Consider the following 15,820-nt stretch of genomic DNA (forward strand, 5'->3'; position numbering starts at 1 on the left):
GACAGGACTCACCGGCTGGGGTTGCGGGGAACCACACAAGGGAGAGCGGAATGATTGCACCAGAGCGGGAGTTCGAGGTCGTGATCCCGGCCGTGCCGGGGAGCGGCGGTGCGGCGGCGGAAGCGCAGGCCGACCGCCTGATGGGCCACGGATTCGGCAGACTCCGCGGCCGGGAGGGCGAACTCGCCCTACTTGCACGCCTGTTGGCCCAGCCTCACGAGCGTCTCATCACGCTGACCGGGCCCGCCGGAGTGGGCAAGAGCCACGTGGCCCACGCGGCGCTGATCGCGCGGGCGCGGGCGGGCGGCGCGCCCCTGCTCTGGACGGACCTCGCCGAATCGGTCGGGGCCGCGGCGGTCTGGTCGAGTGTCGGCGCCGACACGGTCAGGGCGGCCGCGGCGCGGATCGGGACCCGGCAGACGCTGCTCGTCCTCGACAACTGCGACCCGGTGGCCGCGCACGTGGCCCTGGACATCTCCGCCCTGCTCAGGGCCTGCCCGCGGCTGAAGATCCTGGTCACGAGCCGGGTCTCGCTCGACATCCGGGCCGAGCGCGTCCTGGTGACGGAGCCGCTCCCCACGGGCGTGGGCTCACCGGCTGAGGAGCTCTTCACCGATCACGTGAGCCCCCGCCACCGCGCCGGACTCGACGGCGCCCAGGCGCAGTCGGCGGTGACGGACCTCTGCCGGGAGCTCGACGGCATTCCGCTGGCCATCGAGCTGGCCGCGGAGGCAGTCGGCGCCGAGGGCCCGCAGGCCGTCCTGGAGAGGCTGAGCAGGGGCGAGCCCATCGGCCGGCGCAGGCTGCGGGACGCCTCCGCCCGGCACGATGGCATCAGCAGCGCCCTCGGCTGGGCCGCCCAGGGGCTGAGCGCGGCCGACCGTCAACTCCTCGGCGTGCTCGCCGTGTTCGAGGCGCCGCTCGGCCTCGCCGAGGTACGCAGGGCGGCCGGCGCAGGCCAGGCGGACGCGGTGGCCGGCATCGAGTCCCTGGTCCACCAGAGCCTGCTGCTCAGCGGGCGCGGCCCGGACGGCGAGCCGGAGTTCCGGCTGCCGCGCATGGCGCGCGCCCACTACCACCGGGACCTGGCGGGCGACGCGGACGCGCTTGCCGGGGCGCTCGACCAGCACGCGGCGCACTGCACGGCCTTCGCCGCCGGGCTCGCGGACGGGCTGCGCGCCGGGCGGGACATGGGCCAGCTCCTGGCGGCCGTCGAGGCCCGGCTGCCCGACCTGCGCAAGGCCACGGGCCATCTGCGCTCGCGCGGCGACCACGCGGGAGTGCTGCGCATGCTGACCGCGCTCGAAGGCCCGCTGCTCGGCCACGGGCTCGACCTCGGCGCGGCGGACGTCATGGAGGCCTCCGCCGCCGCGTGCCCGGACGGCGCCCTGGCCGCCGAGGCGCTGATGGCCGTGGCCCGCTGGGCACTCGGCCGCGACGAGCGACAGCGTGCGGAGGCGGCGCTCGACCGGGCAGCGGTCGCCGCCGCCGAACTCCCTGCCGTACGGGCGCGGGTGGCGGCGCACACCGGGGAGCTGCTGCGCCGCAGGGGCGAGACGGCGGGCGCCGCGGCGCTGCTCGAATCCGCGCTCAGGGAACTCGACGCCAGGAGGGACGTGTACGGAGCGGCCCTTGCCCGGCGGTCGCAGTCGCTCCTGCGGGCAGGCCACGGCGACTCGGGAGCGGAACGCCCGGTGCTTCAGGCACTGGCCGAACTTCCTTGCACGCCCGTCGGGTTGGAGCCGGACGTCCACGGCTTCTGGCGCGACCCGTGGTCCCCGGTCGTGGTCCGCGCCGCCCTGCTCAACGCGCTCGCCCGGGTACGACGACTGCTCGGCCGCACCCCGGAGGCGTACGTGAACGTGCGGGAGTCGATCCGTCTCCTCATGGGCACCAGCGGCCCCGCGGAGGCCGCCGAGGCCCTGGAGACGATGGTGATCGTCGCCGCGGGGCCAGGGACCGAGGAGCACAAGGAGGCGCTGGCCCAGGTCCTCGCCCACGCGGAGGCCCTGCGCGGACGGCACTCGCTGGTCTCCGAGGAGGGCGTCGCGCTGCGGGCGGTGGCCGACCGGCTGCACCAGGGCTTCGACCCCGCCGCGCTGCGCAGGCTGCGTCTGGAGGCCCGCCAGGTCTCGCCGCACAACGCCCTGCTCGCAGGCCTGTTCGCGCCCGCGCCCAGGGAGGAACGGTCCCCGCGGGCGGAGCCCGCAGCCCCGCACGGCCTCACGCCACGGCAGCACGAGGTCGCGCTGCTCGTCGCCGAAGGCATGACCAACCGGCAGATCGGCAGGCAGCTCGGCATCTCGGAGTGGACCGTGACCAACCATCTGCGCGTGGTGATGCAGAAGCTGGAGTGCGGCTCACGGGTCCACGTCGTACGCGCCATTCAGCAGGCCGGCTGATGAGCGGGGCCGGGCGCGCGGGCGTCCACGTCTGGGCCGGGCAGGTGTGCGACACGGTGTCCGGCCGGGACGTGGCGCTCCTGGACGACCGGGAGAGACGCCGGTTCGAGGGGTTCAGGGACGAGGTGACGCGGGCGAGGTATGCGGGCGCCCGCGCCGAGATCCGGCGCACGGTCGCGAGGTGGCTCGGCGTGCGGCCGTCCGCGGTGGACTGGGGCGTCGCGGTCTGCCCGGGCTGCGGGAGCGACCGCCACGGCCCTCCCTATGTCCGCCTGCCGCGCACCGAGTGGCGGACGAGCGTGTCGCGCTCCGGGGAGTGGTGGATCCTCGCGCTCTCGTACGGGGTGCCCGTCGGCGTCGACATCGAGCGCCGGAGCGCCCCCGAGGCGCGGGCGGTGGCCCGCCGTGCCCTCACGCCCGATGAGCGGGCCCATGTCGCGGCCGCCCGGGAGGGAGCGGAGCGGGACGACGCGTTGCTGCGCTGCTGGGTGCGGAAGGAAGCGGTGGTCAAGGCCTGGGGGGTGGGGCTCGGCACGGATCTCGCGGAGGTGGCCGTACGGCCGTGGCAGAAGTCCACGGTCGTGGAGCGGGCTGCGGGGGCCGGCGGCACCGAGCGCTGGGTGGTGCGGGACGTGACGGCCGGTGAGACCTGCCTGGCCGCACTCGCCCGCCCGGCGTCGGCCGTGGCGCCGGTCGTGGTGCACCGGGCCGAGGCCGGGCGGACAGTCGCGACAGCGCCGGGGGCCTGACTGTGCGCACAGTCAGGCCCCCGGAAGTGAACCGCTCAATCAGAGGCAGCTCGTTCAGAAGCGGCTCGATCAGAAGACGATCGGACCCGGCGTCTGCTTGGAGACCGCCTTGCAGGTGTTCTCGCTGCCGAGGATGTTGAGGGTCAGCGAGGTGTCGGCGGAGCCCGCCGCCGGGATGTAGGAGTCGAGGCTGTCGCCCTCGGACACCGAGCCGGTCAGCGCGCCGATGGTCACCGGCTGCCCGGCGGCGGCCGCGTCGTTGGCGGTGCCGGTGAAGTCCACCGTGCCGCCGCCCGCCCGCTCCAGGCGCAGCGTGGCGGTGATCGAGTTCGCCGGGATGTCGACCGGGGCCAGACCGCCGCTGGTGGAGATCTTGACGGAGCCGACGCCGTCCGCGGCCGAGGCCTCGATCTTCAGGTCGGAGACGCCGTAACTGCCACAGTCGTACGACGCCGTCACGGTCTGGACGGCGGTGGGGGCCGCGGCGGAGGGGGTGGCGAGAGCGACACCGCCGACGAACAGGGCGGCGGTGGCGATGGTGCTGGCCTTCATGATGTGACGCACAGTCAAATTCCTTCTGTTGCGGCTATTTTGGGGCTTCAGGGGTGGAGAGAACGGACGGCCGGCGGGCCGTCCGGGTCAGAGGGGTGGCGCTCGGCCACCGGGATCCTCACGGCGGGCGGATGCCAGTCGGCGATTCCGTCGAAGCCGCGCAGGAGCAGGCCGGGAACGGCCTTCGACGCTGCCCTGAACACCGCGTCGCGGGTCGCCACGGCCCCGCGGGAGCGCAGCGACGTCAGTTTCAGGATGCGCTCGGCGCGCCGCACCATCGCGGTCGTACGCGGCCTGCGGTCGTGGTCGTAGGCGGCCAGGGCGGACAGTGGATCGCCGCCAGGCCCGGCGTGATGGGCGAGGACCACGCCGTCCTCGATCGCCATGTTGGCGCCCTGCCCCAGGGTCGGCACCATGGCGTGGGCCGCGTCCCCGAGGAGCGCGGTGCGGCCCCGGGTGAACGAGCCGAGCGGCACGGCCATGTGGTAGACGTCGTGGCGCAGGATCTCGTGCTCGCCGACCGAGTCGATCAGGGTCGGCACGGGGTCGTGCCAGTCGCCGAAGCGCCTGCGCAGTTCGGCCTTCTCGCCGTCGGGGGAGCGGCCACCTTCCTCGGTCGCGGCACAGGCGTAGATGAACACGCTGTCCGGGTCCCGGACCAGGCTGCCCCAGACGAGGCCGCCGCCCCACGACTCGTGCGGCACGAAGCCGGGTCCCGGCGTCGGCGCGAGGATGCGCCAGACGGTCCAGCCGCCGTAGGCGGGACCGGGGTGGCCGGGGAACAGGATGGTGCGCGTCTTGGAGTGGACGCCGTCGGCGGCGACGACGAGATCCGCCTCGTACATCCCCTGCGGGGTGCTGACGTGCGCCTTGCGGTCCGCGGATCCCGCGTCCGTGAGGTAGGCCGCCTCGCCGGTGCGCAGGACACCTTCGGGCAGCCGGCCGACGATCAGGTCGACCAGGTCGCTGCGGCGCAGGACCACCAGCGGGCCGCCGAACCGTGCGGTGACGGCCGCGCTGTTCGTGCGGGTCAGCGGGCGGCCCCGCGGATCGCACATCAGGCCGTCGCCCTGCCACGCCGCGAGGGCGGTGACCTCGTCGCCGAGGTCGAGGGCGGCGAGCGCGCGCTGTGCGTTGGGGGCCAGGGTCAGGGCGGCGCCGATCGGGGACAGGGTGGGGGCGCGTTCCAGGACGGTGGTGTCCCAGCCGCGCCGGTGCAGGGCGAGGGCGGTGGTCAGGCCGCCGATGCCGGCACCGATGACGACGGCTTTGGGGCGTGTCATGGACTCTCCTTGTGAGTCAGGCGAGTTGGCGTGAGCTGCGGGAGGGCGGGGGCGGCGCGAACCGCCCCCGGCCCCCTGGGTCACCCCCGCGCACCTCCCGCCCGCCAGTGCACGGCCGCGGCTCCCGCGAAGTCCCCGGCGTGGGCGAAGCCCGCCAGCATCAGCAGGCTGCCGTCCTCGACCCGGCCCTCGCGGATTCCGTGGTCGAGGGTGATGGGCACGGCCGCGCCGAAGAGGTTCCCGAACCGGTCGAAGGTGTCCAGATGGCGGTCGGGGCCGATGGAGAGCCGCTCCTGCCACTGCTTCAGGAACATCCGGTTGGGCTGGTTGGTGATCAGCAGATCCAGGTCGTCGGTCTTCAGGTCGAGCGACTCGCAGACCCGGTTCACCACCTCGGGCACCAGGCGGTTGCCGCGCTCGACGATGTCGGCGACCTTGTCGGGCGTGAACCCGACGTGCATCTGACTGGCACCCGCCTCCCAGTACTTGCGCCCGTCGTGCAGCGCGAGGCCGCAGTCGCGGGTGAACTCGCCGTGGTTGGCGACCTCGATGCCGAGGATCGGCGACTCGTCGGACGCCGCCACATAGGCGGCGCCGCAGCCGTCACCGGGGATGACGGCCTCGGGGAGCCCGCGCACGTCCGGCTGGGTCATCACCGGGCCCGCGCTGTTCTGCACGTTGAAGAGCAGCGCGGACCTGGCCTGGCCTGAGCCGATCAGCGCACGGGCCAGACGCAGCAGATGGACGAAGGACGCGCAGCCGCCGTTGTGGGCGTCGAGCACCCAGTCCGCCTTGACGCCGAGCCGGTGGGCGACCTCCGCCCCGGGACCGGTGAACGGCACCTCGGGAAGGAGCGAGTTGGTGATCACCACGTCGACGGCGCGCAGGGCGTCGTCCCCGATCCGCTCCCGCAGGACGAGACCGGCCTTCTCCATCATGTCCGCGGGTGTCTCGTCCCTGGACACCTGGTGCCGGGTGCGCGGCGCCTTGAACATCGTGTGGTCGGCCAAATCGCCGCCGCCCGCCTGATGTTCGAGGAAGTACTCCGTGCCCACCGGTTCCCCGGGCAGATAGGAGGCGAGTTCGAGCAGGCTTACAGCCTTCATGCGCCGGTGCTGCCGTTGCGCAGCTCCAGGATCTTCTTCATGTTGTCGATCTCGATCTGGTGACCGGCGTAGAAGAGGTTCCACATGTCGCCGACCCAGGGGCGCTCGGGGCTCGACGCCAGCTCGGGGTGCGGGTTCTTGTCGTAGTACGGGTGACGGCAGTTGGTCCAGATGACCACGGAACCGGGCTTGTTCAGGACGGTCTGCGCGTCGATGATCCGGTGGATGTAGACCATCCACAGCTCCTCGCCCTGGTCCCAGGCGCACTTCATGTCGACGGTGAGGGCCCGCGGGTCGCCGTCGATCCGCAGGAAGATCTTGGTCTCGTCGTCGAGGAGCGTGTCGCGTCCCTGGTAGAGGCCGGGGGTGTCGGTGGGCGCGAAGTCACGGGTGCTGTAGGTGTATTCGTTGAGGTTGCGCTCGTTGGTGAGGTAGTCGTAGACGGCCTGCGGCGGCGCGTCGATGTACTGGTGGACGGTCACGAACTTCCCGTACACCTCGTCGTACGTGAACGACTCCTTCGTCATCTGCGCGGCCTGCGCGAGGGCCTCCTCGCGCGGCGTGGTCTCCCAGCGGAGCAGCCCGGGGACGTCCTTGAGGTCGGCGGGGATCGGCTCCGGCGCGACGTAGTCGGCGGTGGCGCTGGTGGCGTCCGTGTTCGTGAGGGCGGTGGTCATCCTGGTACGACTCCTTGGTTGATGGGCCGGCTCTTTCCGACGGCCATGGCGTGCTGCTGGAAGGGACGGAACGGAGGCATTTCGGTGGGGTCGGTCTCGACGCAGATCAGTGAGGGCGACCCGGCGGCCTCGGCCCGGGCGAGCGCGGTGCGCAGCTCCTCGGCGGTCGTGGCGGTCACCGCGTCGAGGCCGGGGAACATCGCGGCGGCGCCTTCGCCGATCCGGGCCGGGCGGAAGAGGTTGTAGGTGTAGTCGCCGGAGAAGAACAGCTGCTCACGGGTGTGGCACATGCCGTGCGAGTTGTTGTTGAAGATCACGAAGGTGACGGGCAGTTGGTGTTCGATCGCCGTGTGCACCTCCATGCCGTGCATGAAGAACGCCCCGTCACCGGCGAACACGCAGGTGCGCCTGCCGGTCGCGAACGCGGCGCCGATGCCGGCCCCGAAGCTGTGGCCCATGCCGCCCATGCCCATGGCGACGATGAACCGGCCGTCGACGGGCACGCCGACGTGGTGGATCACGGTGGCGCCGGTATTGCCCGCGTCGCTCACCACGGTGGCCCCCGCGGGCAGCGCGGCGCCGACGACCATCGCGGCGGTACGCATGTCCAGCGGGCCCGGTGGTGAGAGGTCGGGGGGCGGTGGCGCCGCCCCGGCCGCGGGGGCGCGGAGCTCCTGCCGGGCGGCTCCCGGTGTCTCGGCCGGTGCGTCGTCCTTGGCCATCACCTCCTTTCTGGCCGTCAGCTCCTCTCGGGCCGTCAACTCTTCTGTCAGTACGGCCATTTCGTCACCCAGCGGCCCGGTGAGGCGCACCAGATCCTCGTGCGGCTCCAGGAACGGCGGCCGCGGGTCGAGGCAGACCACAGGTGAGCCCTTGAGGTGGTCGTGCAGTCCGGCCCCCGCCATCTGCGGCAGCCGGGTGCCGGCGAGCACCACGGCCGACGCCTGCTCCAGGGCTTCCTGCACGTCCGCGGTACCGATCACCCCGGCGATGCCCAGATGACGCGGATCGCGGTCGTCGAAGACGTCCTTGGCGTCCGGGGCCACGGCGACCCGCGCCCCCAGGGCCTCGACGAGCCGGGCGAGCTGCGGCCGTGCGTCCGCCCTGGCCACCGCCTCACCCGCGACCACCACCACGCCCTGCCGCTCGGCGGCCGAGCGCAACAGGCTCACGGCCCGGCCGCGTTCGGCGGCGGAGGACAGCGCGGATGCGGCGATCTCGGGCGGACCCGGAGCGTCCCAGGCGGAAAGCACGGCCTGCTGCACGTCCTTGGGCAGCAGGAGCACGGCGGGGCCCGGAGCCGCCGGGTCCATCGCCGCCGCGAGGGCACGCGGCAGCGACTCGGTGATGGACTCCGGGTCATCGACGCGTACGCAGTGCACGGCGATCTCGCCGAAAAGGCGCTCCGCGTCGATGGACCCGGCGAGCCCGCTGGTCTCCTGGAAGGAACCGTGCCCGTCCAGTGAGGTGGGCGGCTGCCCGATCAGAACGAGGGCGGGCACGAAGGAGGCCCTGAGTTCGGCGATCCCGGGGACCAGGTTCATGGCCCCGGCGCCCGAGGTGGCGGCTATCACCGGTATGCGCTGAGAGGCGCGGTGATAACCGTCCGCCATGGTGGCGGCCGAGAACTCGTGCTTGGCGACCACGCCGAGCGGGCCGGATTCCGCGTGCCGCATCGCGTCGTAGAGGTCTTCGATATTGGCGCCACCGACGCCGAATACATGTCCGACGTCCTGCCGGCAAAGAAAGTCGACGATGAAGTCGACCACTCGGAATTGGTTTCTCATGGACCGTTCCTCTTTTCAGGAGGTGGTCCAGCTATTGCAGGCCCTCCGGTCCACCACGGGCAAGTGACACATCCCTGCCAGCAGGGGCGGCCGTGGCATGGCAGGGATCTGCCATACCGCTCTGTCATGTCCCGGCAGGCCGGCCGAAGTTAGGTTCTGGTCAATCGCTCACCGCACATCGCAACGACCGGAAGGAACAACCATCGTGATCACCGTTGAATCCGTATGCGCCCTCATAGCGAAGAAGCTCGGCAACAAGGCGTCGGGCCTCACGCTCGGCGCCGACACGGCCTTCGACTCGGTGGGTCTCTCCAGCCTGCAGATCGCCGACATCGTCTACACCGTCGAGGACGACGCGGAGATCGAGCTCGACCCGAGCCAGGCGGCGAACGTGAAGACCGTCGGCGACCTGGTCAAGCTGGTCGAGTCGACCCAGACCGCGGCCGCCGCATGAGCACCGCCGCCTACCAGGGCGCCACGGCCGAGGCGATCAGGCACCACTACGACGTCTCCAACGACTTCTACGGCCTGTGGCTGGACGGTTCGCTCACCTACACCTGCGCCCTGTGGGACGAGTCGGGCGCCGAACTCGCCGGTCTTCAGGACGACTTGGAGGCGGCGCAGGCCCGCAAGCTGGACTACCTCATCGAGGGGGCCAGGGCGGCGGGCGCCGGCCGCGTCCTGGATGTGGGCTGCGGCTGGGGAAGCCTCCTCAAGCGCCTCACCGGTATCTACGGCGTGCGGCACGCCACGGGCCTCACCCTCAGCGACAGCCAGGCCGAACTGGTCAGGGCGTCCGGGATCGCGCGCACCGAGATCCGGGTGGAGAACTGGCTGGACCACGAGCCGGCCGAGGGCTACGACGCGATCATCTCGATCGGCGCGTTCGAGCACTTCGCCAAGACCGGGCTGTCAAGGGCCGAGCGGATCGCGGCCTACCGCGAGTTCTTCGAGCGCTGCTACGAGTGGCTGCCCTCACGCGGACGCATCGCCCTGCAGACCAACATCAAGGGCAACAACACCGTGATGGACAAGGCCACCGTGCGTGAGCTCATGTTCATCATCGAGACCATTTTCCCGGAGTCCGAGATCCCGGCGCTCTCCGAAGTCATCGAATCCAGCGAAAAGCTCTTCGACGTGGTTTCCCTGCGCAATGACCCGGACCACTACAGCCGCACCTGCGGGGAATGGCTGAGGCGGCTCCAGGAGAACAGGGAAGCGGCCGTACGCATCTCCGGCGAGGAGAACGTCGTCAATTACGAGAACTATCTCGGCGCGAGCGTGCGGCACTTCAAGAACCGCCACCTCGGCCTCGCGAGGATCATTCTCGAAAAGGGGCGTTGAGTGTGAGCACACGCAAGAACGTCGTCTACTGGCACGAGACGGAGTCCGTCACGCCCGAACCCCCGCTGCGGGACGACGTCGACTGTGACGTCGCCATCGTCGGCGGCGGCTACACCGGCCTCTGGGCCGCCCACTTCCTCAAGGAGGCCGAGCCCGCGCTCGACATCCGCATCGTCGAGGCCAAGTACTCGGGATACGGCGCTTCGGGCCGTGCGGACGGCTTCGTCACTCCGACCATCGGCAAGGACATCCAGGCCCTGGTCGAGGAGTTCGGCACCCGCCGCGCCCTGGAGGCCTCGCAGGCCGTCGGGCGTTCCATCCTGGAGATCGGCCGCTTCACGCGCCGCAACAAGATCGACGCGGAGTACGAGGCCAACGACTACCTGATGGTCGCCACCGACCAGGCCCAGCTGCGCCGCCTGCGCGCGGACCGGGAGCTCGCCACCACCATCGCGGGCCGCGAGCAGCCCGAGCTCCTCTCGGGCGGCCGGGCAAGGGAGTTGATCGGCTCGCCCGCGATCCTGGGCGCCATGCGCACGGGCGGCGCCCTGGTCAACCCGTTCCGCCTCGCCCGCGGTGTGGCCCGGGTCGTCAAGGAGCGCGGGGTGACCGTCTACGAGAACACCCCGGTCCTGCGCGTCGACCCCGGAGTGCGGCCCACGGTCGTCACCCCCGGCGGCCGGATCACCGCCGACAAGGTGATCATCGCGGCCAACGCGCACCAGTTCACCTTCGAGAAGTTCCGCAACAAGACCGTGCCCATCTGGAGCTACGCGATGGTGAGCGAACCGCTCACCGACGAGCAGCTCGGCCGTATCGCCTGGGAGGGCCGCGAGGGTCTCGTCGAGGCGAAGACCTTCCTGACCTGCGCCCGCTTCACCGCGGACAACCGCCTGATGTGGGCGGGCGGTCCGGCCCTCTACTTCTACGGCCGCGACATGCGCCGGCGCCGCATGAACGAGACGCGGGCCTACCGCGAACTGCACAAGGAGTTCGGGCGGTTCTTCCCCATGTGGAGGGACGTCAAGTTCACCTACCTCTACGGCGGCACCGTCGACGTCACCCGTGACTACGCCCCGCACTTCGGGTCCCTGCCCGGCGGAAACGTCTTCTACGGCTACGGCTTCAACGGCAACGGCATCGCGGCCACGCACACCGGCGGCAAGGTCCTGCGCGACCTCGTACTCGGCAAGGACTCCGAGTACTCGCGGCTCCTCTACGTGGACGACGAGCACCGCAAGCAGCGGGACTTCCCACCCGAGCCGTTCCTCTACGTCGGCGCCCGCGCCACCACACGCCTCATGGAGTGGAAGGAGTCCCGCGCATGAGCGAGCGACGCACCGTACTGCTCACCGGCGCGTCCGGCGTCGTGGGCCGCGCCATCCTCCAGGAGATGCCGGGCCGGCCGATCCGGCTCATCTCCATGGCGAGGCCCGGCGGCGTGGCCCTGCCCGCCGGAACCGAGCACGTGCTCGACGCCGACCTGGCCGAGCCGCGCTTCGGCCTCGACGAGGACAGCTACCGCGCGCTGGTCCGGGACGTGGACACCGTCATCCACTCCGCGGGCCTCACCGAGTGGGGGCTGCCCGACGAGCGCTACAAGCCCGTGAACGTGGACGGCACCCGCAGGGTCATCGAGTTCGCCGAACTCTCGGGCGCCACCGTGCACTTCATGAGCACCGCGTTCGTGGCCGCGCTCTCGGCGAACGCCCCGTACAAGCTCAGCGACACGAACGTCACCACCAACTACGTGCGCTCCAAGCTCCGTTCGGAACAGCTGCTGCGCGACAGTGGACTTCCGCACACCGTGTTCCGGCCGACCAACCTGATCGGCGACTCGCGGACCGGATGGACCTCGCGCGGCCAGATCGTGCAGCTGATGTCCGACTGGATCTGCCGCGGCCGTGCACCCTTCATCCCGGTGCACGAGGGCAACCGCATCGACATCGTGCCGCAGGACCTGCTCGCCAAGGCGGTGCTCGCGGCCGTCGAACTCGGGGACACCAGCGGCGAGTTCTGGGTGACGTACGGCGACGAGGCCATGGACATGGAGGCCGCCATCGACGTGTGCGCCAAGCACGCGGCGGGCCTCGGCCGCACCCTCACCCCGCCCCCGGTCACCGACCCCGACGCCCTCGACCCCGAGGAGCTGCGCCGGCTGCCTCCGCTGGCCCGCTCGTACCTCTCCGTCCTGCGGGACGTCAGCGAGGTCACGCGCTGCGGCGGGGGAGTCCTGCCCACGTCGATGCCGGAACTGCGCGAGCGCTACCAGGTCCCCTTCGTCCACGACACGGACGCCTACCAGCGGACGCTCGAATACGCCTCCGCCCACCTCAGCTAGCCACTCAGAGCCAGAGCCAGAGAGTCAGAAAGGACGCAGCCGTGAACCCCGTGAACGAGGAGTGGAAGCCCCCGCGGCTCGACGGAACCGTCGCCGTGGTCACCGGCGCGAGCCGGGGCGTGGGCCGCGGGATCGCCCTCGCCCTCGGCAGCGCGGGCGCGACGGTGTACGTCACCGGGCGCAGCACCCGTACCGAGGGCCGCACCGAAGGCCTGCCCGGCACGGTCGACGACACCGCCGACGAGGTCACCGCCCGCGGCGGCACCGGCATCGCGGTGCGCTGCGACCACCGGTCGACCGAGGACAACCAGGCGCTCACGGACCGGATCCGGGCCGACCACGGCAAGCTGGACCTTCTGGTGAACAACGCCTGGGCGGGGTACGAGCGTTCGAGCGACGTGCGCTTCGACGCCCCGTACTGGGACCAGCCGATGTGGCGCTACGAACTGTGCGAGGGCTCGCTGCGCGCCCAGTACGACATCACACGCCTCCTCACCCCGCTGATGTTCGAGAAGGGCGACGGGAGGACCGGGCTGATCGTCGGCATCGGCTTCACCGACGGCGACACCTACCTCGGCCAGGCGGCGTACGACGTCTTCAAGTCCGCCAACGACCGGCTCAGCAAGGCGTTCGCGGCCGACCTGCGCAAGAAGAAGATCGCCGCGCTCTCCCTGCACCCGGGCTTCGTCCGCACCGAGCGGGTCGAGGCGGCCTGGGAAGCCCTGGGTGACGGTCCCGCCGCGGTCGTCCACTCACCCGAGTACGTGGGCCGCGCGATCAACGCGCTCGCCGCCGACCCCGACGTGCTCAGCCGCTCGGGCCAGGTGCTCTCCACCGGTGACCTGGCCGACGAGTACGGCTTCAGCGACGTCGACGGCAGGCGCCTGCCCGCCTTCCGCCTGGAGGGCCGGATGAGCCTGGCCACCCGCATGGACCGCCTCAACCGGGTCGTCGCGCAGGCCGCGGCCTCCTGACAGCTCGACCGAAGAGCACCCCCACACAGCTCGGCGAACAGGAGAAGGCATATGGGCAGGGGAACCGCCTCGTCCACCGCGGCAGCCGAGAGCGGCGGCGCGGCAACCAAGGCGGCAGGGCTCGCGCTCGCGGTGACCTGCGGCGCACAGTTCATGGTCATCATCGACGACACGGTCGTCGCCATGGCGCTGCCGACGATCCGCACCACCCTCGACTTCGACCGGGCCTCGCTGGCCTGGGTCATCGACGCCTACATGCTGCTGTTCGGCGGCTTCCTGGTGCTCGGCGGCCGCTGCGCCGACCTGTTCGGCAGACGCCGGGTGTTCCTTACCGGCCTCGGGATCTTCACGGCCGCCTCGCTCGCCTGCGGTCTCGCCAACTCCCCCGAGATGCTGATCGTGTCGCGCGGCGCCCAGGGCTTCGGTGCCGCGCTGCTCAGCCCGGCCGCGCTGTCCATCCTGATCACCGTCTTCACCGAGGCGAAGGAGCGCCGCAAGGCCCTCGGCATCTGGGGCGGACTCACCGGGATCTCCGGAGTCTCCGGCGTACTGCTCGGCGGCGTCATCACCGATCTCGTCGACTGGCGCTGGGTGTTCTTCATCAACATCCCGGTCGGCGCCCTCCTCTTCGCCCTCGCCCTGAAGCCCGCGCTCGCCGACCGCGAGGACGGCGCCCCGGGCAAGCGGCCCGCGACGGACGGCATGGGAGCCGTCCTCATCACCGGCGGTCTGCTGCTGTTCGTCTACACCGTGATCAGCACCAACCACCGCCCCTGGGGCTCCGCCGCCACCATCGCGGGACTCGTCGGCTCCGCCCTGCTCCTGGTGGCCTTCGTCATCAGGGAACAGCGCGCCCCCGAGCCGCTGATCCGCCTCGGTATCTTCGCCAGCCGGCAGATCTCCGCGGCCAACGTCATCATGCTGCTCGCCGCGTCGGGCCTGTACGGGATCTTCTTCTTCCTGACCCAGTACATGCAGAACCTCCTGGGCTGGTCCCCGCTGCGCGCCGGAGTGTCCTGGGCGCCCTTCGGCATCACCATGGCGGTCTTCTCCGGCATCGCGATCCAGCTGCTGCCCAGGCTCGGCAGCCGCATCCTGTGCCTGCTCGGCCTCGCCTCCGCCACCACCGGCCTCGGCCTGCTGCTCAACGCCCCGCTCAAGGCCTCGTACGCCGCCGACATCCTGCCCACCCTGCTGCTCTGCGCCGCCGGTTACGGCCTGGCCATGGTGCCGCTGGTGGTGGCGGCCGTCAGCGGTGTGCCGAAGGCGGACTCGGGCGCGGCCTCCGGGGTCCTCAACACCGGCCAGCAGATCGGCGGCGCCGTCGGCCTCGCGGTCCTCGCCACCCTGGCGAGCACCCGCCTCGACGACGAGATCGCCGCGGGTGCCGCCATGCCGGACGCACTCCTGACGAGCTTCCACACCGTGTTCCTCGTCGGGACGGTGCTCACCGGATGCGCCGCGCTCCTCTCGCTCGTTCTGCCCGCGCTCCGCACCGAATTCGACCCGGAGACCACCTCGGGTGTCTGACGCCCCGGGTGTCTGACGCTTCAAGTTTCTGACGTCGAAGACCAACGAAAGTAAGGGGAAGAAATGGACGGCAAGGAACACCGCTGGTACATGCTCGCGGCCTCCCTGGTGCCACTGTTCGCACTCGGAGCCGCCATGGTCCTGGCCTGGAACCACATATTCGGCTGGACGGACGTCCTGGTCACGGTCGTCATGTACGTGATCTCCGGCATCGGCATATCCACCGGCTACCACCGCATGCTGACCCACCGCTCCTTCGAGACGTACAAGCCCGTCCGCGTCGCCCTCGCCACGGCCGGGGTGCTCGCCGGACAGGGCCCGCCGATCATCTGGGCCGCCCACCACCGCAAGCACCACCGCGTCGCCGACAAGGAAGGCGACCCGCACAGCCCGCACCTGGGCTTCGAGCCCGGCTTCAAGGGCGCGATCGCCGGCATGTGGCACGCCCACCTGGGCTGGCTCTTCGACGAGGACCTCAGCTCCGACCCGATCCGCTACTGCCCTGACCTGGTCAGGGAGAAGCCGCTGCGCTGGCTCAGCGAGAACTTCGTGGCCGTCGTCGCCGCCGGTGTCGTGCTGCCCGGCCTGCTCGCCTTCGCCATCACGGGCGGCTCCGTCCAGGCGCTGTTCACGGGCATGCTCTGGGGCGGTCTCGTGCGGATCTTCCTCATCAACCACATGACGTACGCGGTGAACTCCATCGGCCACTACTTCGGCCGCCGCCGCTTCACCACCACCGACCACTCCCGCAACGTCGCCTGGCTGGCCCTGCCCTCCTTCGGCGAGGCCTGGCACAACAACCACCACGCGTTCCCGCGCTCGGCCCGGCACGGCATGAAGTGGTACGAGGTCGACCTCTCCGCGATCTTCATCTGGAGCCTGGAGAAGACCCGCCTCGCCTGGAAGGTCATCCGGATCGACACCGAGCGGATGACGATGCGCGAGGCCGGCGTGAGCCGGGTCAGCGGCACCAAGCTCAGCCAGGAGGAACTCCTGGTCAGCCAGCAGCGGATCGCCCCCATGGCGGACCGTTCGCGCGGCGGATCCGACCTCTCCCTCGTGGATGTGGAGTGAC

14 protein-coding genes are annotated in these 15,820 nt (G+C 71.2%); 9 read left to right on the forward strand and 5 right to left on the reverse strand.

From position 1 onward, the window contains the following. Positions 1–50: 50 nt before the first annotated feature. A complete protein-coding gene (locus ACWGI2_RS18705; protein WP_453696373.1) occupies positions 51–2,402 on the forward strand; it encodes a LuxR C-terminal-related transcriptional regulator in 2,352 nt (783 codons plus the stop codon). Then, on the forward strand, positions 2,402–3,151 hold the full coding sequence (locus tag ACWGI2_RS18710; RefSeq protein WP_453696374.1) for a 4'-phosphopantetheinyl transferase family protein: 750 nt from the start codon (positions 2,402–2,404) through the stop codon (positions 3,149–3,151). Before ACWGI2_RS18705 ends, ACWGI2_RS18710 begins: the two co-directional genes overlap by 1 nt. A gap of 69 nt (positions 3,152–3,220) precedes the next feature. Here ACWGI2_RS18710 and ACWGI2_RS18715 read toward each other — a convergent pair whose 3' ends face one another. The 5 genes from ACWGI2_RS18715 to ACWGI2_RS18735 form a co-directional block, all read right to left on the reverse strand. Continuing rightward, the gene (locus ACWGI2_RS18715) at positions 3,221–3,715 is read right to left on the reverse strand and encodes a hypothetical protein (protein WP_453696376.1); all 495 of its coding nucleotides are present in this window, start codon (positions 3,713–3,715) and stop codon (positions 3,221–3,223) included. A gap of 35 nt (positions 3,716–3,750) precedes the next feature. Then, the gene (locus tag ACWGI2_RS18720; protein ID WP_453696378.1) at positions 3,751–4,986 is read right to left on the reverse strand and encodes an FAD-dependent oxidoreductase; all 1,236 of its coding nucleotides are present in this window, start codon (positions 4,984–4,986) and stop codon (positions 3,751–3,753) included. 80 nt (positions 4,987–5,066) lie between these two features. Then, positions 5,067–6,092, reverse strand: coding sequence for a 3-oxoacyl-ACP synthase III family protein (locus tag ACWGI2_RS18725; protein ID WP_453696379.1), 1,026 nt, complete (start codon positions 6,090–6,092; stop codon positions 5,067–5,069). After that, positions 6,089–6,769, reverse strand: coding sequence for an SRPBCC family protein (locus ACWGI2_RS18730; protein ID WP_453696380.1), 681 nt, complete (start codon positions 6,767–6,769; stop codon positions 6,089–6,091). Before ACWGI2_RS18730 ends, ACWGI2_RS18725 begins: the two co-directional genes overlap by 4 nt. Continuing rightward, the gene (locus ACWGI2_RS18735; RefSeq protein WP_453696381.1) at positions 6,766–8,556 is read right to left on the reverse strand and encodes a thiamine pyrophosphate-binding protein; all 1,791 of its coding nucleotides are present in this window, start codon (positions 8,554–8,556) and stop codon (positions 6,766–6,768) included. Before ACWGI2_RS18735 ends, ACWGI2_RS18730 begins: the two co-directional genes overlap by 4 nt. Positions 8,557–8,761: 205 nt before the next feature. Here ACWGI2_RS18735 and ACWGI2_RS18740 point away from each other — a divergent pair, with 205 nt between their 5' ends. From ACWGI2_RS18740 to ACWGI2_RS18770, 7 genes are all read left to right on the forward strand, one after another. Further along, positions 8,762–9,010: a phosphopantetheine-binding protein gene (locus ACWGI2_RS18740; RefSeq protein ID WP_160506975.1), complete on the forward strand. Its 249-nt coding sequence runs from the start codon at positions 8,762–8,764 to the stop codon at positions 9,008–9,010. Beyond that, complete coding sequence (locus ACWGI2_RS18745; protein WP_453696383.1) at positions 9,007–9,900, forward strand: class I SAM-dependent methyltransferase; 894 nt, start codon at positions 9,007–9,009, stop codon at positions 9,898–9,900. The genes ACWGI2_RS18740 and ACWGI2_RS18745 overlap by 4 nt, the downstream gene beginning before the upstream one ends. 2 nt (positions 9,901–9,902) lie before the next feature. Then, a complete protein-coding gene (locus ACWGI2_RS18750; protein ID WP_453696384.1) occupies positions 9,903–11,228 on the forward strand; it encodes an NAD(P)/FAD-dependent oxidoreductase in 1,326 nt (441 codons plus the stop codon). After that, positions 11,225–12,241 (forward strand): SDR family oxidoreductase, encoded by a 1,017-nt coding sequence (locus ACWGI2_RS18755; RefSeq protein ID WP_160506978.1) that lies wholly within the window; start codon positions 11,225–11,227, stop codon positions 12,239–12,241. The genes ACWGI2_RS18750 and ACWGI2_RS18755 overlap by 4 nt, the downstream gene beginning before the upstream one ends. Before the next feature lie 41 nt (positions 12,242–12,282). Beyond that, entirely contained in the window at positions 12,283–13,215 is a 933-nt protein-coding gene (locus ACWGI2_RS18760) for an SDR family NAD(P)-dependent oxidoreductase (RefSeq protein ID WP_453397702.1), read from the forward strand. A 51-nt stretch (positions 13,216–13,266) separates the two neighbouring features. Then, on the forward strand, positions 13,267–14,745 hold the full coding sequence (locus ACWGI2_RS18765; RefSeq protein WP_453696386.1) for an MFS transporter: 1,479 nt from the start codon (positions 13,267–13,269) through the stop codon (positions 14,743–14,745). A 63-nt stretch (positions 14,746–14,808) separates the two neighbouring features. Then, positions 14,809–15,819: an acyl-CoA desaturase gene (locus ACWGI2_RS18770; RefSeq protein ID WP_453397704.1), complete on the forward strand. Its 1,011-nt coding sequence runs from the start codon at positions 14,809–14,811 to the stop codon at positions 15,817–15,819. The last annotated feature ends 1 nt before the right edge of the window (position 15,820 follow it).

It is taken from the genome of Streptomyces sp. NPDC054866 (assembly GCF_053610745.1).